The sequence below is a fragment of the Microbacterium sp. NPDC057659 genome (genome assembly GCF_042799915.1).
Classification (GTDB): domain Bacteria; phylum Actinomycetota; class Actinomycetes; order Actinomycetales; family Microbacteriaceae; genus Microbacterium.
The window spans coordinates 50,239-71,612 of sequence record NZ_JBHVHU010000003.1 but is presented as its reverse complement, the minus strand read 5'-3'; the positions used below and the strand labels follow the sequence as shown (position 1 = coordinate 71,612).

Annotated in this window: 20 protein-coding genes; 3 read left to right on the top strand and 17 right to left on the bottom strand. The window is 68.8% G+C overall.

Annotated features, from left to right (window positions below; genetic code table 11):
• Positions 1 to 182: 182 nt before the first annotated feature.
• Complete coding sequence (locus ACFVAE_RS14940) at positions 183 to 2,711, bottom strand: ATP-dependent Clp protease ATP-binding subunit (RefSeq protein WP_378893796.1); 2,529 nt, start codon at positions 2,709 to 2,711, stop codon at positions 183 to 185.
• 99 nt (positions 2,712 to 2,810) lie between these two features.
• Here ACFVAE_RS14940 and ACFVAE_RS14935 point away from each other — a divergent pair, with 99 nt between their 5' ends.
• Complete coding sequence (locus ACFVAE_RS14935; RefSeq protein ID WP_378893793.1) at positions 2,811 to 3,524, top strand: GMP synthase; 714 nt, start codon at positions 2,811 to 2,813, stop codon at positions 3,522 to 3,524.
• Between the two features lie 10 nt (positions 3,525 to 3,534).
• Here the strand turns inward: ACFVAE_RS14935 and ACFVAE_RS14930 are convergent, their stop codons facing one another.
• The 8 genes from ACFVAE_RS14930 to ACFVAE_RS14895 form a co-directional block, all read right to left on the bottom strand.
• Positions 3,535 to 4,314: an ATP-binding cassette domain-containing protein gene (locus ACFVAE_RS14930; protein ID WP_378893791.1), complete on the bottom strand. Its 780-nt coding sequence runs from the start codon at positions 4,312 to 4,314 to the stop codon at positions 3,535 to 3,537.
• Positions 4,314 to 5,345, bottom strand: coding sequence for an ABC transporter ATP-binding protein (locus tag ACFVAE_RS14925; RefSeq protein ID WP_378893789.1), 1,032 nt, complete (start codon positions 5,343 to 5,345; stop codon positions 4,314 to 4,316). Before ACFVAE_RS14925 ends, ACFVAE_RS14930 begins: the two co-directional genes overlap by 1 nt.
• Before the next feature lies 1 nt (position 5,346).
• Entirely contained in the window at positions 5,347 to 6,240 is an 894-nt protein-coding gene (locus tag ACFVAE_RS14920; RefSeq protein WP_378893787.1) for an ABC transporter permease, read from the bottom strand.
• Positions 6,237 to 7,154 (bottom strand): ABC transporter permease, encoded by a 918-nt coding sequence (locus ACFVAE_RS14915; RefSeq protein ID WP_378893785.1) that lies wholly within the window; start codon positions 7,152 to 7,154, stop codon positions 6,237 to 6,239. Before ACFVAE_RS14915 ends, ACFVAE_RS14920 begins: the two co-directional genes overlap by 4 nt.
• 57 nt (positions 7,155 to 7,211) lie before the next feature.
• A complete protein-coding gene (locus tag ACFVAE_RS14910; RefSeq protein ID WP_378893782.1) occupies positions 7,212 to 8,765 on the bottom strand; it encodes an ABC transporter substrate-binding protein in 1,554 nt (517 codons plus the stop codon).
• A gap of 157 nt (positions 8,766 to 8,922) precedes the next feature.
• Positions 8,923 to 9,948, bottom strand: a complete 1,026-nt coding sequence (locus ACFVAE_RS14905) for a YncE family protein (protein ID WP_378893780.1) — start codon at positions 9,946 to 9,948, stop codon at positions 8,923 to 8,925.
• Positions 9,949 to 10,173: 225 nt separating this feature from the next.
• Entirely contained in the window at positions 10,174 to 10,620 is a 447-nt protein-coding gene (locus tag ACFVAE_RS14900) for a glutaminase (RefSeq protein ID WP_378893777.1), read from the bottom strand.
• On the bottom strand, positions 10,617 to 11,816 hold the full coding sequence (locus ACFVAE_RS14895; protein WP_378893774.1) for a cation:proton antiporter: 1,200 nt from the start codon (positions 11,814 to 11,816) through the stop codon (positions 10,617 to 10,619). Before ACFVAE_RS14895 ends, ACFVAE_RS14900 begins: the two co-directional genes overlap by 4 nt.
• Positions 11,817 to 11,885: 69 nt before the next feature.
• On the opposite strand from ACFVAE_RS14895, the gene purU reads away from it, so the two are divergent.
• Entirely contained in the window at positions 11,886 to 12,737 is an 852-nt protein-coding gene (purU, locus tag ACFVAE_RS14890) for a formyltetrahydrofolate deformylase (RefSeq protein WP_378893772.1), read from the top strand.
• Here the strand turns inward: purU and ACFVAE_RS14885 are convergent.
• Positions 12,734 to 13,774 (bottom strand): NAD(P)H-dependent flavin oxidoreductase, encoded by a 1,041-nt coding sequence (locus tag ACFVAE_RS14885; protein ID WP_378893770.1) that lies wholly within the window; start codon positions 13,772 to 13,774, stop codon positions 12,734 to 12,736. The two genes, purU and ACFVAE_RS14885, sit on opposite strands and share 4 nt — an antisense overlap.
• A gap of 158 nt (positions 13,775 to 13,932) precedes the next feature.
• Between ACFVAE_RS14885 and ACFVAE_RS14880 the strand changes: the two genes are divergently transcribed.
• Complete coding sequence (locus tag ACFVAE_RS14880; protein ID WP_378893768.1) at positions 13,933 to 14,382, top strand: hypothetical protein; 450 nt, start codon at positions 13,933 to 13,935, stop codon at positions 14,380 to 14,382.
• A 9-nt stretch (positions 14,383 to 14,391) separates the two neighbouring features.
• Here ACFVAE_RS14880 and ACFVAE_RS14875 read toward each other — a convergent pair whose 3' ends face one another.
• The 7 genes from ACFVAE_RS14875 to ACFVAE_RS14845 all read right to left on the bottom strand — a co-directional run bounded on the left by ACFVAE_RS14875 (position 14,392) and on the right by ACFVAE_RS14845 (position 21,320).
• Positions 14,392 to 14,595, bottom strand: coding sequence for a hypothetical protein (locus tag ACFVAE_RS14875; RefSeq protein WP_378893766.1), 204 nt, complete (start codon positions 14,593 to 14,595; stop codon positions 14,392 to 14,394).
• Positions 14,596 to 14,663: 68 nt separating this feature from the next.
• The gene (locus ACFVAE_RS14870; protein WP_378893763.1) at positions 14,664 to 15,749 is read right to left on the bottom strand and encodes an alcohol dehydrogenase catalytic domain-containing protein; all 1,086 of its coding nucleotides are present in this window, start codon (positions 15,747 to 15,749) and stop codon (positions 14,664 to 14,666) included.
• Between the two features lie 132 nt (positions 15,750 to 15,881).
• Positions 15,882 to 16,586, bottom strand: coding sequence for a phosphonatase-like hydrolase (locus ACFVAE_RS14865; RefSeq protein WP_378893761.1), 705 nt, complete (start codon positions 16,584 to 16,586; stop codon positions 15,882 to 15,884).
• Entirely contained in the window at positions 16,583 to 17,728 is a 1,146-nt protein-coding gene (locus ACFVAE_RS14860; protein ID WP_378893759.1) for a TIGR03364 family FAD-dependent oxidoreductase, read from the bottom strand. The genes ACFVAE_RS14865 and ACFVAE_RS14860 overlap by 4 nt, the downstream gene beginning before the upstream one ends.
• On the bottom strand, positions 17,725 to 19,476 hold the full coding sequence (locus ACFVAE_RS14855) for a PhnE/PtxC family ABC transporter permease (protein WP_378893756.1): 1,752 nt from the start codon (positions 19,474 to 19,476) through the stop codon (positions 17,725 to 17,727). Before ACFVAE_RS14855 ends, ACFVAE_RS14860 begins: the two co-directional genes overlap by 4 nt.
• Positions 19,473 to 20,285, bottom strand: a complete 813-nt coding sequence (gene phnC / locus ACFVAE_RS14850) for a phosphonate ABC transporter ATP-binding protein (RefSeq protein WP_378893753.1) — start codon at positions 20,283 to 20,285, stop codon at positions 19,473 to 19,475. The genes ACFVAE_RS14855 and phnC overlap by 4 nt, the downstream gene beginning before the upstream one ends.
• A gap of 111 nt (positions 20,286 to 20,396) precedes the next feature.
• Positions 20,397 to 21,320: a phosphate/phosphite/phosphonate ABC transporter substrate-binding protein gene (locus tag ACFVAE_RS14845; RefSeq protein WP_378893750.1), complete on the bottom strand. Its 924-nt coding sequence runs from the start codon at positions 21,318 to 21,320 to the stop codon at positions 20,397 to 20,399.
• Positions 21,321 to 21,374: the final 54 nt, after the last annotated feature.

Here is a 21,374-nt window from a genome sequence, read left to right as displayed (position 1 = left end):
CCGTGGGAGCGCCGCGCAAGCCGGCGCCGACGCCCAGCGCGACACCCCATGGGAGCCAAACGTGGCCCAGCCGCCCCGCAGGACAGCGTTCGGCTCCCGTGGGAGGCACCCACCCGGGTTGCGCTCCCCTGAGCACAGCAGAACGGCCCGCCGCGTGAGCGACGGGCCGTTCCAGGCGGGGGTCAGACCGTGACGGGCAGCTTCGCGCCCACCGTGAGCTCGCCATCCGCGGCATCCACGACGACGTGTCCGCCGTCGACGAGATCGCCCGCGACGAACAGATCGGCGATGCGGTCGTCGACCTCGCGCTGAATCAGGCGGCGCAGCGGACGCGCCCCGTACTCCGGCTCGTAACCGTGCTCGCCGAGCCAGACCACCGCGGCATCGGTGACGTCGAGCGTCACGTCACGCAGCGACAGCCGGTCGGCGGTCGCACCGAGCACCAGCCGCACGATCTGCGAGATCTCCGCGAGCGACAGCTTCTGGAAGATCACGATCTCGTCGATGCGGTTCAGGAACTCCGGGCGCATCGCCTCGCGAAGCTTGCCCATCACACGTGCCTTCAGGTCCTCCTGCGAGGAGAACCCGGACTCGTCGCGGGACGCCACGAAGCCGAGCGCGCCCGACCGCGAGGCCAGGAACTCCGAGCCGATGTTCGAGGTCATCACGACCACCGTGTTGCGGAAGTCGACCGTGCGGCCCTGGCCGTCGGTGAGGCGGCCGTCGTCGAGCACCTGAAGCAGCAGGTTGAACACGTCCGGGTGTGCCTTCTCGATCTCGTCGAACAGCACGATCGAGTACGGGTTGCGCCGCACGCGCTCGGTGAGCTGACCGGCCTCGTCGTAGCCGACGTATCCCGGAGGGGCGCCCACCAGGCGCGACACCGTGTGCCGCTCGCCGAACTCGCTCATGTCGAAGCGGATCACCGCGTCCTCGTCGTCGAACAGCCGGGCCGCGAGGGCCTTGGCGAGTTCGGTCTTGCCGACGCCGGTCGGGCCGAGGAACAGGAACGAACCCACCGGACGACGAGCGTCGCCCATGCCGGTGCGGTTGCGGCGCACCGCGCGCGCGACCGCCGCGACGGCGTCGTGCTGACCGATGACCCGAGCGTGCAGGTCCGTCTCCAGGTCATGCAGACGCTCGCGCTCGCCCTCGGTCAGACGGCTGACGGGGATGCCTGTGGCACGCGAGATCACGGCGGCGATCTCGGGCTCGTCCACGATCGTGCTGCCGACGACGGTCGTCGACGCGGACTCGATCTTCTCCTGCACGCCCGCGATCTCGTCGCGGATGCGCGAGGCCTCCTCGTAGTGCTCGGCCTCGACGGCGGCGTTCTTCTGCGCCTCGAGGTCGGCGAGCTGCGCCATCAGGTCGCTGACGTCGACGGGCACGCCGAGCCGCAGGCGCAGCCGCGCACCGGCCTGGTCGATCAGGTCGATCGCCTTGTCGGGCAGCACACGGTCGGTCAGGTACCGGTCGCTCAGCTGCACGGCGGCGCGGATGGCGGCATCCGTGAACGTGACCCTGTGGTGCTCCTCGTAGGCGGGCTTGAGGCCCTCGAGGATGCGCACGGCGTCGGCGACCGACGGCTCGCCGACCCGCACCGGCTGGAAGCGGCGCTCCAGCGCCGGGTCCTTCTCGATGCGGCGGTACTCGTCGAGCGTGGTCGCGCCGATCATGTGCAGGTCACCGCGCGCCAGGCGCGGCTTGAGGATGTTGCCGGCGTCCATGCCGCCGGACTCGCCGGACCCTCCGGCGCCGACCACGGTGTGCACCTCGTCGATGAACACGATCGTCTCACCCTTGTGGGCGGAGATCTCGTCCATCGTCTTGGTGAGGCGCTCCTCGAAGTCGCCGCGGTACCGGGTTCCGGCGAGCATTCCGGGCAGGTCCAGCGCCACCACGCGGCGGTCCTTGAGCTGCTCGGGCACCGCGCCCTCCACGATCGCGCGGGCCAGGCCCTCCACGATCGCCGTCTTGCCGACGCCGGCCTCACCGATCAGCACGGGGTTGTTCTTCGTGCGGCGGCTCAGGATCTCGATGGTCTGCTCGATCTCATCGGAACGGCCGATCACCGGGTCAAGTTCGCCCGCGCGGGCGCGAGCGGTGAGGTCCAGGCCGTACTGGTCGAGCATCGGCGTCTCGGATGCCGGATCCGCGGACCCCTGCTCGGCGGGAGCCCCCGCCGGCGCGGTCACGCCCTCGCGCAGTCCCTGCGTCAGGGCCTCGGCGGTGACGCCGGCCTGCGCGAGGATCTGTCCGGCGGGCACGTCCTGGCCGAGCACCAGCGCGAAGAAGAGGTGTTCGGGGTCGATGTAGGTCGAACCCGACGAACGGGCGACCTGGTAGGCGTGGAACAGGGCGCGCGAAGCGCTCGGGGTGAGCGTCGCCGCATCCACGTCGCCGGCGTCGCGGGGCTCGGGCAGCCGCGCGTCGACGGCCGCGACGAGGGTCGCCGGATCGACGCCGATGTGCCGCACGGCGCTCGCGACCGCGTCGTCGTCGACGATCACGCGCAGGATGTGCAGGGCGTCGAGTTCGATCTGTCCGCGCTCGATCGCGAAGCGGCCCGCGCGCTGCAGGATCTGCTGTGTGCGTGCAGTGAGAAAGCGACCGAGATCGATCGATCGCGCCTGCCGGGCCTGCTCCCCGGCGAGGTAGCGGGCGAGGAAGTCGTCGAAAGATCCTGCGCCGTTGATGTCGCTGGGCATCATGTCCTCCTGAAGATTCTGAAGAAGTTGAGTGTACTTCTGTCAAGTTCAACATCGGCGCGGTGCTGGTATTCCCGCCGGCCGCACTAAACTCGCCCTGTGGTCTCTCTCCTCTACGTCTGCGTGCGTCCGGAGCAGGGCGCGGCGACGGCCGAGCACCTGTCGTTCCGGCGCGGCCTCGGCGTGGACACGCTGGACCGGCATGATCTGATCGGGCATCCACTCGACGAGATCGACTGGCGGGCCTACGACGGCATCGTCGTCGGCGGATCACCGTTCAACGTCGGCGACGAGGAGAAGTCCCCCGAGCAGCTGCGCGTCGAGGCCGATCTCGAGGAGATCGCGCGTGCCGCGATCGACGGCGGCCCGGCAGCAATGTTCACCTGTTACGGCATCGGCGTCGTCACGCGGATGCTGGGCGGCACGGTCGGCACCGCGACTCCGGAGTTCACGCGCGAGACGAGCATCCGCATCACTGCCGCCGGCGCCCACGATCCGCTCTTCGGGCCCAGCGCCCCGCAGATGGATGTCCTCACGGCCCATAAGGAGGGCTCGTCCGAGCCCCCGGCCGGAGCGGTGCTGCTCGCGACCAACGACGACTGCCCGGTGCAGGCCTACCGCGTCGGCGACCGGCTCTATGCGACCCAGTTCCACCCCGAGCCGACGCCGCAGGACTTCGCTCACCGGATGGACTTCTACCGCAGCACCGGGTACTTCGACCCCGAGGAGTTCGACCGCGTCGAGGCCGAGATCCTCGCCACCGCGCCGACCGGCACCGACCTGCTCCGGCGCTTCGCGGCGCTCGTCGGCTGAACGGAATCGATCAGCCGAACTCCACGTGCGGGATCGACTCCAGCAGCGTGCGCGTGTACGGATGCTCCGGGTGGTCGAACACCTTCTCGATCGATCCCTCCTCGACGAATTGCCCCGCCTGCATCACGACCACGTCATCGGCCACGTGCCTCACCACCGACAAGTCATGCGAGACGAACAGGTAGGAGAGGTCGAGTTCGCACTGAAGGTCGTCGAGCAGATTCAGGATCTGCGCCTGGATGGAGACGTCCAGGGCGGAGACCGGCTCGTCGAGCACGAGCACGTCGGGGTTCAGAGCCAGCGCCCTGGCGATGCCGACGCGCTGCCGCTGCCCTCCGGAGAACTCCCCGGGCTTACGCGCGGCCATCTCCGCGCTCACGCCGACCCTGTCCAGCAGTTCGTCGACGGCCCTGCGGTCGTATCCGCCGGTGATCCGCAGGGGCTCCGCGACGATCTCGTGCACAGTCATGCGCGGGTCCAGCGCCGAATAGGGGTCCTGGAACACCATCTGCATCCGTCCGCCGAAGTGGCGACGATGGCGCGCAGGGATGCTGGTGATGTCCTGCCCGAACGCATGGATGCTCCCCGAGACGACCGGGCTCAATCCGAACAGCGAGCGGATCAGCGTCGACTTGCCGCATCCGGACTCACCCACGAGACCGAGCGTTCGACCGGCTGTCAGCGTGAAGCTCACGCCCCGCACGGCCTTCACCCCTCCTCCGCGGCGAATCGCTCCACGGCGACCGTAGGTGACATGGAGGTCCGTGACCTCGATCAGCGGTTGCGACATCACTTCTCCGATCCCACGGGCTCCGCGGACGTGACTTTGCCGACCTCATCCGCGAAATGGCATGCGGAGCATGAGCCGTTCACTCGCAACTCAAGCATTGGACGCTCATCGACGCAGATCTCCCGTCCGCGAGAGAGCTCGCAGCGCGGTGCGAACGCGCATCCGACAGGGCGGGATCGCGGCGACGGCGGATTGCCAGGGATCGCGTAGGCCCGCTCGTCTCGCTCCGTGAGCTGGCTCTTCAGCAGGCCTTGGGTGTACGGATGTGTCGGCGAGAGGAAGATGTCGCGCGTGGCACCGCTCTCCACGATCCGGCCGGAGTACATGATGAGCATGCGCGAGGCATTCTGCGCGGCGAGGCCGAGGTCATGCGTGATGAGGATGAGCGCAGATGAGAGCTCGGCTCGCGCCTGTTCAAGGTTGCGCATGACCTGCGCCTGCACTGTGACGTCGAGCGCCGTGGTCGGCTCATCGGCGATGAGCAGCGCGGGGTCGTTCGCCATCGCCATTGCAATGACCGCGCGCTGACGCATGCCGCCTGACCACTCGTGCGGGTAGGCGCGCGACCGGGTGGCCGCGTCCTTCACTCCGACCCGGCTGAGCAGGTCCCGCACGCGCGTGCGCGCGTCGGAACGCGACACGTTCTGGTGCAGCCGAATCGCCTCGGCCAGCTGGGCTCCGATTCGACGGAGCGGATTGAGTGCCGTCATCGGATCCTGGAAGATCATCCCCATCTCCCGCCCGCGGAGCTGCTTCATCTCGCGCTCGTGCAGCCCGACGATGTCCTTTCCGCGCCATCTGATCGCCCCTTGTGCGACCTTGAGACCGTACGGCAGCAGGCCCATGACGGCGAGGACGGTGAGACTCTTGCCCGAACCGGATTCACCGACGATCCCGACGACCTCACCGTCGCCGACAGTGAACGAGACGTCGTCGATCAGGCGGATGACTTTGCCTTCGGCGTCGGTGGTGGTCACCACGAGGTTCTGCACCTCGAGGAGTGGTGGCGTAGTGATCAGCTCTGCAGGCATGTCATCGCACCTTCCGGAGGGGCTGAGTGCTCTCAGCCGTGAACCGCTGGCTGAAGAATGTGGTGCCGCCGACGACCAGGAAGATCGCCAGACCGGGAAGTATGACCTGCCACGGGGAGAGGCGCATGAACTTCTGACCCTCCAGGATCATCCCGCCCCAGGTCGGCGCGGGCGCCTGGATGCCGAGCCCGAGGTAGTCGAGGCCCGCTTGCAGCAAGATCACGGATCCGATGCTGGTCACGGCGACGATGAACATCTGCGGCAGCACGTGCGGCAGGATGTGGGTCCAGATGATCCGGCCGGAGGACGCCCCGAGCATCCGGGGCGCCATCACGAAGTCGCGGTTGCGCAGCGAGAGCGCCGTTGCGCGCGCGAGGCGGGCGAAGCTCATCCAGTGGGTGAAGCCGAGGACGAGGATCATCAACAGAGCGCTCGGCCCGAAGATCGCGGACAATGCGATGAGCAGCAGCACGGCGGGGAGCGCCAGGCTGACGTCGGTGACGAGAGCGATCACATTGTCGGCCCAGCCGCCGAAGAAGCCGGCGAAGAGCCCGAGCACGGTGCCGACCAGGAAGTTGACGACGACGATCGCCGCTGTGATCAGCAAGGTGGTCTGGCCGCCAGCGGCGATCCGGCTGAGCAGATCGCGACCCACGACGTCGGTGCCGAGCGGATGCGCCGGATCGATGAACGGGCCGAGCCTGGTGCTTGCCAGGTCCTGCGTGTAGGCGTCGAAGCCGGGCCAGAAGTGCACCGCGACGATCGCGATGATCACGAGCAAGACGACTGCGCCGCCGATGGTCGAAAGCCAGAGTCCCTGCCCCGGGCGGAGCCTGGCACGACGGCGGAGGGACAGGGCTGCGTCCACTCGTGCCATTGCCACTGTGTCAGTCATGCGAGTTTCACCCTCGGGTCGATGATCGAATAGAGGAGATCGACGATGACGTTGACCACGACGAAGATCAACGCCACGACGAGGAGGCCGGCCTGCACCACCGCGAAGTCGCGCTGGCTCACGGCTCCGATCAGCGCGACGCCGACGCCGGGCCACGAGAAGACCTGCTCGACGATGATCGTGCCGCCGAGGAGGCCCGCGAGGTTGAGACCGGCCACCGTCAGGATCGGAAGGAAGGCGTTCGGAAGCATCTCCGTACTCACCACGGCGCCATGGCTCTTCCCGCGGGCGTAGGCAGTGCGCACGTACTCGGCCGTCGTCTGCTCGCTGAGCGAGGAGTCCAGCAGACGGACGTAGAGCACGAACTGCGCCGTCGCGATGGTGGCCACGGGGAGGACGAACGACGAGATGCCCGAGTAGCCGAGGCTCGGCAGCCATCCGAGTCCGACCGAGAAGATCAGCACCAGCAGCACACCGAAGAAGAAGTCGGGCACGGACTGGCGCAGGGCGCCGCTCCAGACGAACAGCGCGCGCAGGGCACGGCTGCCCGTGATGTGGATGAGCACCGCCGCCACGACCGCGAGCACCAGTCCGATCGCGAACGATGCGAGCGCAAGCGTCACAGTGGCAGGGAGGCGGTCCAGGATGATCCCGATCGCCGACTGGCTGGGATTTCGGTAGGACACCCCGAAGTCGCCGTGGAGCAGCCCGGCGAGGTATCGGCCGTACTGCACGAGGATGGGATCGTTGAATCCGAGTTTGCCGTTCAGCTCGTCGATCTGCTGCGCCGTCGCACCCTCGGTGAGGATCAGAGCGGCAGGCTTGCCTGAGGCCCGGCCGAGCACGAACGCGATGGTGATCGCGACGAACATCGTGGCCAGAGCCTGCAGCAGGCGGCGGATCACATAGGACATGCGTTCTCCAGAACAATGGGATCAGCGCGCGGGCCGCGACCGGCCCGCGCGCTGATGTCATTTGGCCGTACGGCCGATCTCGGCTGCGCGGTAGATGCCGTCGACCGCAGGTGCCCAGTCGATCGTGCTCGCCGCCGCATAGGTGTTCGTGTTCTGCCAGAGCGGCACGTTGGAAACGTTGGTCGCGTTCCACTCCCAGATCTGCTCGAACACGTCGGTGCGCTTGTCCGGCGCCGCAGCCTGCTGCTCGAGGTAAGCCTTGGCCATCTCCGGACTGCGTGCGTAGTCCTCCGGGCCGCCGGCGAGAAGCTGGCTCACCACGACATCGCCGTCCATGCTCGAGGGCGACCAGTATCCCAGGTAGAGGCCGGTGACCTGGTGGTTCGCCAGCGTCAGACTCAGGCTGGACTGTTCGGAGCCGACGAGCTTGACCTTCAGTCCCGCCTTGCCGAGATCGGCGGCGATCGCCTGCGCGACCTCGGGGTCGGTGGGCAGCCCGCCGGTGCTCGCGTACTGCAGGGTGATCTCCTCGCCGTTGTAGCCGGACTCTGCGACGAGCTCCTTCGCTGCCTCGAGGTCGTGCTTCGGAGTCGGGAATCCGTCGACGTAGCCGGTGACGCCCTTCGCGACGGTCTGTCCCGTGGGCGTTCCGTAGCCGTCCAGCAGGTTGTCGATGATCGACTTCCGGTCGATGGCCACCGCGATCGCCTGCCGCACCTTGAGATCCTTCAGCGCACCGGCGGTGGTGTTCACGCCGACGAACGTGACCTGATTCGTCGGGGCCTCGATGATCTTGGCGTTCGCAGACCCGTCGAACACGGGCACCTGGTTGGACGGGATGATCGCAGTGTCGAGGGATCCGGATTCCACGCCGGTGACGCGCGAGTCCGAGGCACCGACGAACGCGAAGGTGATGTCCTTGATCTTCGCCTTGTCGCCCCAGTAGTCGTCGTTGCGGGTCACCTTGTAGTCGACGCCATGCTTCCACTCGACGAACGAGTAGGGTCCGGTGCCGACGGGAGCGTTCGGGAACTTCTCCGGCCCCTCGGCCTCGTAGACCTTCTCCGGCACGATGCCGATGGTGGCCACCTGGCTCAGCCAGGCGCTGAACGGGTTCTTGAGGGTGAACCTCACCGTGTGGTCATCGACCGCCTCGACCTTGTCGACCATCGCGATCGCCACTCGGTTCGTGGAGGTGTCGCTGGCGAGGATCTTCTCATAGGTGTAGACGATGTCCGAGACCTTCAGATCTGATCCGTCCTGGAACTTCACACCATCGCGGATCGTGAACGTCCAGACGTCCTGGGTGTCGTTCGACGTCCACTCCGTGGCGAGGCCGGGCTGGACTTCGCCCTTCGCGTCGATCCGGGTGAGTCCGTCGAACACTGCGTAGTACATGTTCCAGGCCGAGAGCGAACGCATCATGATCGGATCGATGTTGGCCGGTTCGGTCGGCATCGCGAGCGTTGCGGCGCCTTCGGTGTCGGCTGTGCCTCCGCCTCCACCGTTCGTGGCGGCGTTGCCCATGCAGCCGGCCAGCAGCAGGGAGCCGACCGCGAGGGCAGCGCCGAGGAGAGCGAGACGCCCGCGTCGCTGTGTCTTCGTTGACATTCTGTGGGTTCCTTTCGTCCTCCGCAGAACAGGTGCAGTCGCGGGGGAAAACGGATCGGGTAGCGAAAGTAATATGTAATACATCACCTTCGCTACCCGAGTTTGGTATACCGTAAATCGGTTTGTCAAGGGGTAATTCTCGTCTGCCGAGAATCTGTCAGGATGCGAGCAGCACACCCATCTGCGGCCGATCGGCGACATTGATCTCGGTGAGCTCGAGCGACTCCAGGTCGACGATCGCGAGCCCGTTCCACGGGCCACGGCTGGTCGTCCCTCCGGTCAAGATCGCCTTGCGTCGACCGTCGGGCGAATCCAGCCACTCGATGACGTTCTCGTGCCCCTTCTCGAGCGGCAGCAGCCGTTCGTCACCCGACTCGAGATCACGGATCGTGAGGCTCGGGCCCTTCGTCGCGCCCCCGATCGCCCCGACGCCGACGACCAGGAGCCGGCCGTCCGTAGTGAGCCCCACGCCGTGCTGGTGCGAGTCCGCAGTCATTGGCTGCGTCACGTAGGTCCGTGTCTTCGGCGAGTAGACCACGAGCCCCTGCCCCTGGTACGGCAGGTACAGCGTGCCGTCCTCTGCGACCGCAGCGTAGTGCGGCTTGTAGTGCGACATCAGGCCGCCCTCGGTGCCGAACGGCGCCACTTCGACGCGGGTCACGACATGCTCGGGAACGCTGATCGTGTGCAACGTGAACGAGTCGTGATCGATCGTGTAAATTTCCCCTCCATCAGGGGAAATCTGCACGTCGAACGGACGCAGTCCCACCTCGACGGAGTCGGTGAACACACCGGTCGCGGTATCGAACCGCTCCACGACCGAGTCCTCTCCTGTACGGGTGATCGCGACGTAGACCGATCCGCCGTCCGGCGTGACGACGACACCGGTGCCACCCGGGCGCTCCTCGCCGTACTCGATCACGGTCGGCTGCGCCAGGTACGGAACGAGCGCGAGTCGCTCGCGTGAGTCGAGATCGACCACGGCGAGACCGACCGCGGTGCTCACGTACGCGCGACGGGTTCCCTCGTGGACGGCGACGGCCCACGGCGCCGCACCCACGACGGTCTCAGACTGGACCGGTGCATCCGACTCGGCCAGGTCGACGAAGGCGATCTTGTCGCCGAAGCTCTCGGTGACGACGAAGACAGTGCCACGCCCGGGCGTACTGGTGCTGATGACCATGAGTGCTCGCTTCCTCCGGACATACCGGATCGGCTCATGCCGGCGAGCCTTCCGGAGACGTCCGAGGCGAGCAGGCAAGCAGAGTGGACCTCCGGCGTGCACACTCGACGACGAGCTCCGTGCTCGTCAGCGGGTGGTGTGTTTCGGAAATGGTATGCCATTTCAGTCGATTGGACAACGCTTGCCCGTTACGGCGCGACGAGTCCCTCGACCCCGCGTCCAGGATCAGTACCCCGGGTACCGCAACTCGATCTGCTCGTCCAGGTAGGCCTCGAGCGGCATGATCCCGCCTGCGCTCCAGCGCACCATCGGCACGCCGTCGACGGTCACCAGCGGACCCGACTCCACCGCGTCATCATCCAGCTCAGCCCAGCCGACGTGCACGACCTCGCCCTCGCCGAACCCGCCGCGGCGCGCCTGCGCACGCCGATCAGCGCGCGCCCTGGCCGACTCCGCGGCGTAGCCGCGGCGCACCTCCTCGGCGGCACGCAGCACTTCGCCCGTCGCGAGCACGCCGCCGCGGGTGAGAAGCAGCACGCCCAAGTGCCAGGCCTCCCCAGCACGCACGATGCGCGCCGCCCGCCACCGCGAGACCTTCGCAACCCCGAGCCCCTGCATCGGCGCATCGGCAAGGCGCTCCCTGGTCGCAGCGAGCAGTGCGGCTGTCGTCACAGTTCTCCCTGCAACGACTTCGCCTGCACGGCCGCGCGCTCACCCCGGATCGTCATGCCGATCAGCGGGTACAGCAGCACCGACAGCATTCCGGCGCCGACCAGGGCGGCGGCGATGTCGGACTGCAGCATCCCGTTGTCCACGCCGATCCCGGTCACCGCGACGATGATCGGCAGGCCGGTCGCTGCCAGCAGCGCCAGAGCAGAGCGGTCGCGGCGGCTCATCCCCTCGGTCGCCGAGAACTGCGCGGCCAGGCCGCGGATCACCAGGAGGGCGATGAGCAGCAGCGGGACGAGCGCCATCGCCATCGGCGAGGCGAGCAGCGCCTTCAGGTCGAACGTCACCCCGGTGTAGATGAAGAAGATCGGTACCAGGAAGCCGAATGCGATGCCCTCGAGCTTGCTCTCGACCTGTTCGGCATCTTCCTTGGATGCGCTGGACATCACGATCCGCCACACGGCACCCGCCACGAATGCGCCGAGGAGCATGTCCAGGTCGAGGACCACGCTGAGCGCCACGAGCGACGCGACGAGCAGCAGGACGAAACGGATGCCGAACTGCGCGGAGGTGTGCAGCGTCGCATTGACGAACGCGTGGAAGCGGCCGTGCGGGATGCGACGAGCCGCGTACACGGCGAGCAGCGCGAGGACCACGAACACCAGCAGGATGACGGTCGCGAGCGGTGCGGAGCGCACACTGAGGAAGATCGAGATCGCGATCAGCGGCAGGAACTCCCCGACCGTTCCGATCGCGGTGACCGCCTTGCCGAACGGAGAGCCCAGCTCACCGGCATCCCGCAGGATCGGCATCAGCGTGCCGAGCGCGGTCGAGCTGAGCGCGATCGCGACGACGATCATGCCATCACCGGGCGCGATCAGGAAGCCGACCCCGATCCCGAGGACGATGCTGAACAGCCAGCCCAAAGACGCCCGGGTGAGCGATTTGCGTCCGATGCCCGCGAAGTCGATCTCGGTGCCGGCGAGGAAGAAGAGCATCGCGAGTCCGAACTCGCTGAGCGCGTGCAGGATCTCCGTCGGGTGCACCCAGCCGAGCAGTGCCGGTCCGACGAGGATGCCGAGGATGAGTTCGAAGACGACCACCGGGATCCGGAGAACGGGGCCGATCAGTCGTGCGAGCAGCGGGGCCATGACGGCCAGCAGCGGGATCAGGACAAGTCCGAGGGCACTCTCTTCCACCCGCTCAGCGTAGTGCGCGCCGGACGTCATGATTAGCGGGCTGCGACGAGGGCGCGGCAGAATCTATGCATGGCCCAGCCCGACACCGCCCGCCTCCTCATCGCCTGCGACGACCAGCCCGGAATCGTCGCCGCCGTGGCCGGCGCCCTCGCAGAGCACGGCGCGAACATCATCTCGCTCGACCAGCACTCGACGGATGCCGCAGGCGGACGCTTCTTCCAGCGCACCGTGATCCACCTGGATGGTCTGGCCGCGAAGCGGCCGGCGCTCGAGGCGTCGATCGCCGCGGTCGCGGAGCGCTTCGACATGGAGTGGTCGCTGCACGATGCGTCGCTGCGCAAGCGCGTCGCGATCTTCGTGTCGAAGTACGACCACTGCCTGCTCGAGCTGCTCTGGCGCACGCAGCGCGGCGAGCTCGACATCGACGTGACGATGGTGGTGTCCAACCATCCCGACCTGGCCGACTCGGTGCGGGCGTTCGGCGTGCCCTTCGTGCACATCCCCGCTGACGACAAGGCCGAGATGGAGCAGCGGCAGCTCGATCTGCTGCGCGGCAACGTCGATCTCGTGGTGCTGGCACGGTACATGCAGATCCTCACCGACTCGTTCATCGAGTCGCTCGGGGCGCCGGTGATCAACATCCACCACTCGTTCCTGCCCGCCTTCATCGGGGCGAACCCGTACGCGCGGGCGAAGGAGCGCGGCGTGAAGCTCATCGGCGCGACCGCGCACTACGCCACGGCCGACCTCGACGAGGGGCCGATCATCGAGCAGGACGTCACCCGGGTGACCCACGCGGAGTCCGCCGCCGAGCTGCAGCGCCGCGGTGCCGACGTGGAGCGCTTCGTGCTGGCACGCGCCGTGAAGTGGCATGCCGAGGACCGCGTGATCGTGCACGGGAAGTCAACCGTCATCCTCTAGGCGGGAACGCCCGCCAGCAGCTCTGCGAACACATCGGATGCCGCGGTGCCGCGCGCGAGCGGCGCGGACTGCCCGAGCCACAGCGACTGGAGTTCGCCCAGGCCGCGCTCACCCGCGACCGCTCGGAAGCGCCCGGTGAGCCAGTTCTGTGCGGGGAACGGAGCGATGGCACCGGATGCCTCGATCTCGCGGACCACTCGGTTCGCGGCGCCGCGGGACAGCCGCCCGCTCATCGCGCGCGTGAGCACGCTCTCGTCCCCCGCGGTGCTGCGGATCGCGGCGCGATGCGCGTCGTTGGCCGCGGACTCCGTGGTGACGAGGAACGAGGTGCCGACCTGCACGCCGTCGGCGCCCAGGGCGAAGGCCGCGGCGACTCCACGGCGATCGGCGATGCCGCCGGCCGCGATCACCGGCACCGACACGGCATCCGCCACCTGCGGCAGCAGCGAGAACAGCCCGACCAGCGACTGCTCGGCCGGCTTCAGGAACGACACCCGGTGGCCGGCTGCCTCGGCCCCGGTGGCCACGACCGCGTCGACGCCACCCTGCTCGAGGGCGATCGCCTCGGCGACGGTGGTCGCGGTGCCGATCACCCGGATGCCCCGCCGATGCGCCTCCTCGACGAGCGCGGCGGAAGGCGCACCGAACACGACGCTGAGCGCCGCGGGCGCGGCATCCCAGATCGCGTCGAGCTGCTCGTCGAGCGTCGGAAGGTACCGATCCGGCCGCGGCGGGGCATCCATGCCGACTTCGGCATAGAAGGGCGCGAGCGCCTGCGCGTAGCCGTCGTGCTCGGGACCGGGAGCGATCTCGTCGCCGGTCGGCAGCCAGATGTTCAGCGCGAACGGTGCGTCCGTGGCTTCCCGCAGCGCGGCCACCGTGCGCGCGATCCGCTCGCCGTCGTACCCGTACAGTCCATACGAACCGAGTCCGCCCGCTTCGCTCACCGCCGCGGTCAGAGCCACCGACGACAACCCGCCGAACGGTGCCAGGACGATCGGATGCCGGATGCCGAGCAGTTCGCGCAGATCAGTCATGCTCCCGAGGCTACGCCCGCGACACCACCGTGTTTCGCGGAACCGGAGCCCGGCGTCCCGCCGCGGCGTAGCATCGGAGTTGAACCCGTCGGCGGCCACGCCCCCATGGCGGGAGCGGGTCTCGAAGGGCCGCCGACGGCGAGCCCGAGGAGGACGCCATGTTCACCGAGACACAGGACGTGCACCCGCCGCAACCCACGACGACGCATGCCGAGTACGGCGCGGGCGAACCGCACCTGCTCATCGTCGGCGAGGACGATCGGCGGGTGTTCCTCATCCAGGAAGACCTCATCACGATCGGCTCGGATGCCGGGAATCACGTCGTGCTCGAGGGCACGAAGCCGCTGCACGCCACGATCCGGCATGACGAGAAGGACGAGTACCTGCTGACGATGCACGGGCCGGGCGATATGAACGCGCGACCGATCGAGGGCTCGGACGACCGCACCGAGGTGCTGCGCACCGGGGCGCGGTTCACGATGGGCCCCTGGCGGATCGTGTACATGCGCGCCGAGTTCGCCGATCACGGCCGCCCGTACGGCGGGCGCGAAGGCGGTGAGGGCACGCACCAGCACCGGCAGCCGGATCGTCCCGACTACCACCACTGATCGGTGCGGTCAGTCGACCTCTTCGCGCTGCGTGCGGATGAAGTCGTGGTCGCTCGGCGTCAGATGACAGTCCTCCGCGACGGGCTGACCGGTGATCTCGGCGATCTCATCGAGCACGTGCGCGGGCAGCGGGCCGTCGCCGATGTCGTCGAGCAGGTCCTTCGTCGCAGCGTGCAGGTGCGGCCACCACGTGTGGATCTCAGGATCGGACATGGTCGCCTCCTTTCCTGATTCCAGTGTGACACCGCGATGCCGCCCCGGCACCGGCATCCGCGATGCGGTCAGCGCGTCACGACGCCGATCCGCAGCGGTGCGCCGGGTGCGGCCGCGGCCGCGATCGCCTCGTCCAGAGATGCCAACGGATGCACAGCGCCGACCGCGCCGGCGAACGGGTACGCCCGACCCGCACCGCTGAGGAATCCGACCGCCTCGGCCAGCTCCGCACCGGTGTAGTTGTGCACGCCGGCGACGGTGATCAGTCGGCGCACGATGCTCTCCGCGTCCAGCGGCACCGGAGGCGCGGGGAACACGCTGCCCACCAGCACGACCACTCCCCCGACCTCGACCTCGTCCAGGGCGGTCTGCACCGCGTGCCCGGAGCACTCGATGACGATGTCCGGAGCGTCGTCGAAGCCGCTCGCGCCGAACTCCTCGGCGAGTGCCTGGCGACGGGCATCCGGATCGCGCACATCGACGACGGCGCCGTGCTCTGCAGCGATCGCCGCGACCGAGATGCCGACCAGCCCCGCACCGTGCACGCGCACGCGCACGCCGTCGAGAGGCCGGATCGCGCGCGCTCGTGCGACCGCAGCCCAGGCGGTCGCCGTGGCGCAGGATGCCGGGGCGGCGACGGCCGCCGCAAGCTGCTCCGGCACGCGCACGATCGTCGTGCCTGCACCGAGCTGCGCATGGCTGGCGAACCCGCCGGTCAGCTCCCGGTGCGGGGCGATGCGCTCGTGCCCGTACTTCAGCAGTGAGCGGCACTTCTGCGGGAAGCCGGCAGTGCAGCGGTCGCACTCCCCGCACGAGGCCGTGACCGACCACACCACGCGGTCGCCCACGCTCAGGTCCGCACCTTCGGTGTCGCGCACCCCGCCGTCGCCGACGGCGACGACCCGCCCCACGCTCTCGTGCCCGAGCACGAGCGGCACCGCCGCCGAGCGCCGGCCCTGCACGGTGTGCACATCGGAGCCGCACACCGTGGACAGCTCGACGGCGACGAGCACGTCATGTTCGCCGAGCGCGACGCCGGGTACGGCGACGGCCTCATGCGGCAGCCCTTCGCCGAGGAACGCCATCGCCACGGCGGGCGGGCGCAGCACCACGTCGCGGTGCACACCGGGAGGCCGGGTCAGAGTCGCCCGCATGTCAGTGCCCTCCCCTGCCGCGACCGACGAGAGCACCGCTTGCCGCCGACCGCACCACGCATCGACGTCGACAGCCGGTGCATTCGTCGGCAAGTGGTGCACTCGCGGGCAGCACGACCTTCCCGCGCCCCATCACACGACGGCCGCGAGCGGCAGCAGGCCCTGCGCCGCGAGCGCGGGCTGCAGGTCGACGACGGATGCGAGCACAGCATCCGCTCCGGCATCCGTCAGCGCGACGCGGTCGTGCGCGCCGGTCAGCACGCCGGCGACGAACCCGGCGCCGGCGCTGCGGCCGGAGCGCACGTCGCTCGCGGTGTCGCCGGCGACGGCGACGGCGCGCACGTCGGATGCCCCCGCACGGAGCAGCGCGGTGAGCACCAGGTCGGGTGCGGGGCGCCCGCGTCCGGCATCCGCCGGCGACAGCGCGATGTCGACGAGATCCGCCCAGCCGAGGGCGGCGATGATCGCGTCACGGGTCACCGGGGCGAAGCCGGTGGTGAGCGCGACCTGCAGGCCGGCGTCCTTCAGCGACTCGATCGCCGCCCGCGCGCCAGGGATCTCGGTGGCGCCCTGCTCGGCGATGATCTCCTCGTAGGCGCCCTCGAAGGCCGCCGTGGCTCGCTCCGCCGCGGCACGATCTCCGCCGGACAGGTGCGTGAACACGTCGATCTTGGACTGCCCCATGGTCTCGCGCACGTAGGCGAGCGCGTCGTCCCAGGGCATGCGGTCGGCGACGCCGGTGCGCTCGGCGGCGCGCTGGAACGACTGCTCCACCACACCGTCGTCGAGCACCGTGGTGCCGGCCATGTCGAAGACGACGAGTTCGATGGGGATCATGCGAGTGCCTCCTGGGCGGTGATGAGGGCGGACGACGATGCCCACCCGAGGGTCTCTGAGAGGGCGGTCTCGGCGAGGCCGAGTCCGCAGGTCATTCCGATGCCGGTGGTCGCGGCGAGCGCGAGCACGCCGTCGTCCACCTCCTCGCGGAGGAACTCGGCGGGGCCGGACGCATACACGCCCTGCCAGCGTTCCAGCACCCGGAAGCGGTCCACGGCGAACAGTGCCCGCGCCTCGTCGAGGAACGCATCGAAGGCGGCCTCCGGCTGGAACGGCCCCGGCTGCACGTCCTTCACGTGCGAGTCGCCGACCAGCAGCGAGCCGTCGGGCAGCTGCGTGTACATCTGGTTCAGGTCGAGCGCGGCGAGATCGGGGCGCTCGGCGTGCAGACGCTCGCGCAGCGCCGCGGTCTCGGGCAGGCCCGCGAAGCGTCCGTACCGCACCAGAGACCAGCCGGTCAGCAGCGGCGCGGTGAGCGCGGCGGGCAGATCGGCGGCGACGCGCATCATGTCGAGTGCGCAGCGCTGGATGCCGGCCGCTTCGGCGACCACGGGCAGGAGCTGGTCGACATCGTGGTTGACCGCGACGACCACCTGCCCCGCATCGATCGCGCCACGGGTGGTGTGCACCCGCCCGGTCTCCACTGTCGTGACCGCGGTGCGGAACCGGAAGTCCACGCCCAGCTCCCCGAGATGGCGCACGATCGCGTCGGCGGCCTCGCGCGGATTCGCCTGCAGGTCGGACTCGATGTGGGCACCGCCGACGAGATCGCCGCGTCGGAGCGGCGCGCGGCGACGCAGCTCACCGGCATCCAGCATCCGGATGCCGCCGTCCTGAGCGGCCCTCGCCAGCACCGCCAGCTCGTCGTCGTGCCGTGCCGCGACCAGCGTGCCCGACTCGCGCAGCCAGAACCCCGCGTCCTGAGCCAGGCGCCGCCAGAGTTCCCTCGCGACATCCGCGTAGCGGCGGGCCTCACCGGTCTGCGCACCGATGCAGAGGTGCCCGAAGTTGCGGATGGTGGCGCCCACCGGGCGCTCGGTGCGGTCGACGACGATGACGCTGAGCCCGCGACGCGCGGCCGCATAGGCGGCGCCGAGCCCGACGATGCCGGATCCGACCACGACGATGTCTGCGCGGCTCATCGGAACACCTTCCGCATCCACATCGCGATGCCCTCGACGATCAGCACGGTCACGAGGATCATCAGCACGATGCTCGTCACCAGCGGGTAGTTCGAGCCCTGCCCGGCATTCAGCAGGTAGTAGCCGATCCCGCCTCCGCCGACGATGCCGAGCAGCGTCGCCGCACGGATGTTCGTGTCGAGCAGGTAGAACGTGTGGCCGATCAGTGCGCGGGATCCCTGCGGGAGGGTCGCGGCGGCGTAGCGCTGCATCCGGGTGGCGCCGGCGGCGGTCATCGCGCGCTCCGGGCCGCGCGGCACCTCTTCGAAGGAGTCGGCGATGAGCTTGCCGAGCAGGCCGATGCCGCCGAAGGCGAGGGCGATCGTGCCCGCCTGTGCGCCGAGCCCGGTGATCACGATCAGCACGATCGCGAGGATCAGCTCGGGGATGCCGCGGATGACGACCAGCAGCAGACGGAACCCGCCCCTGACCCCGGCGTTCGCGGCGACGTTGCGCGCCGCGAGCGAACCGATGCCGAGCGAGAGCACGAACGTGATCAGGCACGCGGCGAGCGCGATCTTCACGGTGTCGAGCATGGCGCCGGCGATCACCGGGAAGCCGTAGTTGCCGAAGTCCGGCGGCCAGAACTGCGCGGCGACCTCGGGGATCTTCGCCCAGAAGGTGAGCAGGTCGCTCCACACGATGTCGCTCACGACGACGCCGGCGAGCACGACGAGGATCGCGACGACGCCGGCGGTGACGTTGCGGATGCGGGTGGCGGTCCAGGGACGACGCATCGCGGCGTCGACGCTTCCGTGCTTCGTCTCGCTTCGCTCGCTCAGCGATCGGCCTGAGTCCCCTCGGTTACTGAGCGAGGAGCGCAGCGACGAGACGAAGGAGACGAACACGCCCCGTCCCGCGTTCTCGCCGAGCATCGCCACGCGCACGGAGCTGGAGATGATCTCCATCACCACGCAGAGCAGGAAGATCACGAGGGCGATGCCGAGACCGAGGCCGTAGTTCAGCGACTTGAACGCGTGCGACATCTCGAGGCCGAGTCCCGCGACGCCGACGTAGCCGAGCACGACCGAGCCTCGGAGGTTGATGTCGTTGCGGTGCAGCACGGTGGCCACCCAGCTGGGCAGCACCTGCGGCAGCACGCCCGAGAAGAACTCCTGCATCCGCGTTCCGCCGGCGGCGCGGATGGCGAGCCGCGGCCCCTCGTCGATCTGCTCGATCGCGTCGGCGAACATCTTCGAGATCATGCCGATCGAGTGGATGCCGATGGCGAGGATGCCGGGCAGCGTGCCGAGCGAGAACATCAGCACGAACACCATGGCGAGCACGACATCGGGCAGCGCACGGGTGAAGACGCCGATGAAACGGGCGATCGCGAGCGCGGTCCGGTTCGGGGTGGTGTTCGATGCCGCGAGATAGGCGATCGGCACCGAGAGCACCGCGGCGAGCAGCGTTCCGGTCAGCACCAGTCCGACTGTGAGCACCGTGAGCTGCAGCACCTCGTCTGCGGGCGGGAACTTCAGGCCGCCGACGCGGGCGAAGAAGTTCTGCGCGTTGCCCCAGCTGTCGGACAGGCCGGCGAACGAGATGTTCAGCTCGGCGAGGGATGCCACGGCGAGGCCCGCGATGACGAGCAGCGTGAGCACCGCGGAGATGCGCTCCGGGCTGATGCGTCGACGCGGGGCGCGGGCCTCGATGTCGGCCGGCGGCGACGACGCGGGCCGCTGCAGCCGGGGTGCGGTGATGGTCATGCCACCGGCTCCGTGGCGAGCAGCTCGGTCTCGAGCGCGTTGAGCTCGGCGGTGGTGGTGGCGACGCGACCGTAGATCTCCATGACCTGGGCCTTGTCGAGGTCATCGGTACTGGTGTCGAGCACGACCTCGCCGTGCCGCAGTCCGACGATGCGGTCGGCCCAGTCGATGGCGAGGTCCACCTGGTGCAGGCTGCACAGCACGGTGAGGCCGTCCTCGGCGGCGATCTCGCGGATGAGGGCCATCACCTGCGAGCTCGACTCGGGGTCGAGCGAGGCGACGGGCTCGTCGGCGAGCAGAACCTCCGGGTTCTGCATGAGGGCGCGAGCGATGGCCACGCGCTGCTGTTGGCCGCCGGAGAGGGTGTCGGCGCGTTGGTAGGCGCGGTCGAGCAGGCCGACCCTGTCGAGGTGGCCGAGGGCGCGCCTGCGGTGGGCGCGCGAGTAGCTGAACAGTCCGAGCCGTGGGCCTCGGAGCCCGGCGAGTGATCCGGTCAGCACGTTCTCGAGCACGGTGAGCGAGCCCACCAGCTCGAACTGCTGGAAGATGAAGCCCACTCGGCTGCGCAGCCGACGCAGGGCGCGCCCGCGCAGGCGGGTGACATCCTGACCGAGCACGTTCACTCTGCCGGAGGTCGGCAGCTCGAGCGCGTCGAGGTGCCGCAGCAGCGTGGACTTGCCGGACCCCGAGAGGCCGAGCAGCACGACGATCTCACCGCGGCCGACGCTGAGATCGACGTCTGCCAGGGCGGTGGTCTGGTCGAAGCGCTTCGTGAGCGCCTCGATGCGGATGACCTGGTCGGTGTTCATGTGGGTGTCTCCATTCCCGGTCGTTGAGCGAGCGACGAAGGAGCGAGACGAAACGTCTTCCGTCGAGAAGGACGTTTCGTCTCACTTCGTTCGCTCAACGGCCGACGGGCGTCAGCCCTGGCACTGAGTCGCGTTCGTCTTCTTGCAGATGTCGCGGATGACGTCGTAGTACTTGTCGTCGACCGGCTTGGTGGCGTAGAACGTCGCGCGGAAGGCGTCCGAATCGGCGCTGGTGATGCCGGCGGCGATGATGTCGTCGATCGTGATCTCCGACAGCGAGTCGGTGAGCGTCTTCTTCACGTCATCCGGCAGGGCGTCCGCGTAGACCAGCGGTGCACCGGGGACCATGGTCTGGTCGATGACGGTGACCTTGTCGGACTTGGCGACCTCGCTGTCCTCGGCGAAGCCCGCCTCGCACTCCTTGCCCTCGCCGACCTTGGTCACGCTGACGTCGTGCTTGCCGGCGAAGACCGGGGTGACGTCCTTCTCGGGGTCGACGCCCGCCTCGAGGAGGTTGTAGGACGGGAAGAGGTAGCCCGAGGTGGAGGACGGGTCGACGAAGCAGACCTTCTTGCCCTTGAAGTCGGCGAGGCTCTTGATCGACGAGCCCTTGGGCACGATCGCCTGCGAGTAGTAGCCGGGCTCCTGGCCCTCCTTGGTGACGATCGAGGAGATCGGGGTGAGCTTGGCGCCGTTGTTGGTGGCGGTGATGTAGGTGAAGCCCGAGAAGGAGGCGACGTCGACCTTGCCGGCGATCGCGGCCTCGATGAGTGCGGCGTAGTCGGTGGACTCGTGGTACTCCACCTTCTTGCCGGTCTCCTTGGCGATGTAGTCCATCAGCGGCTGGTAGTTGGTCTCGGTGTCGACCGAGTCGGGCACGACGCCGAAGACCAGGGTGTTCGCGTCGACGGCGTAGCCGCCTTCCGCCTTGGGCTCTTCGGAGGAGCCGGTGGCGCCGGCCGAGCCGGAGCAGGCTGCGAGGCCGAGGGCGAGAGCCGCGGCACCGACCAGGGCGGGGAGAGCACGGAGCTTCATGAGGACCTTTCGGGTGTGTGTGGTGAAGGAACCGCGACCAACACTGACACCCGA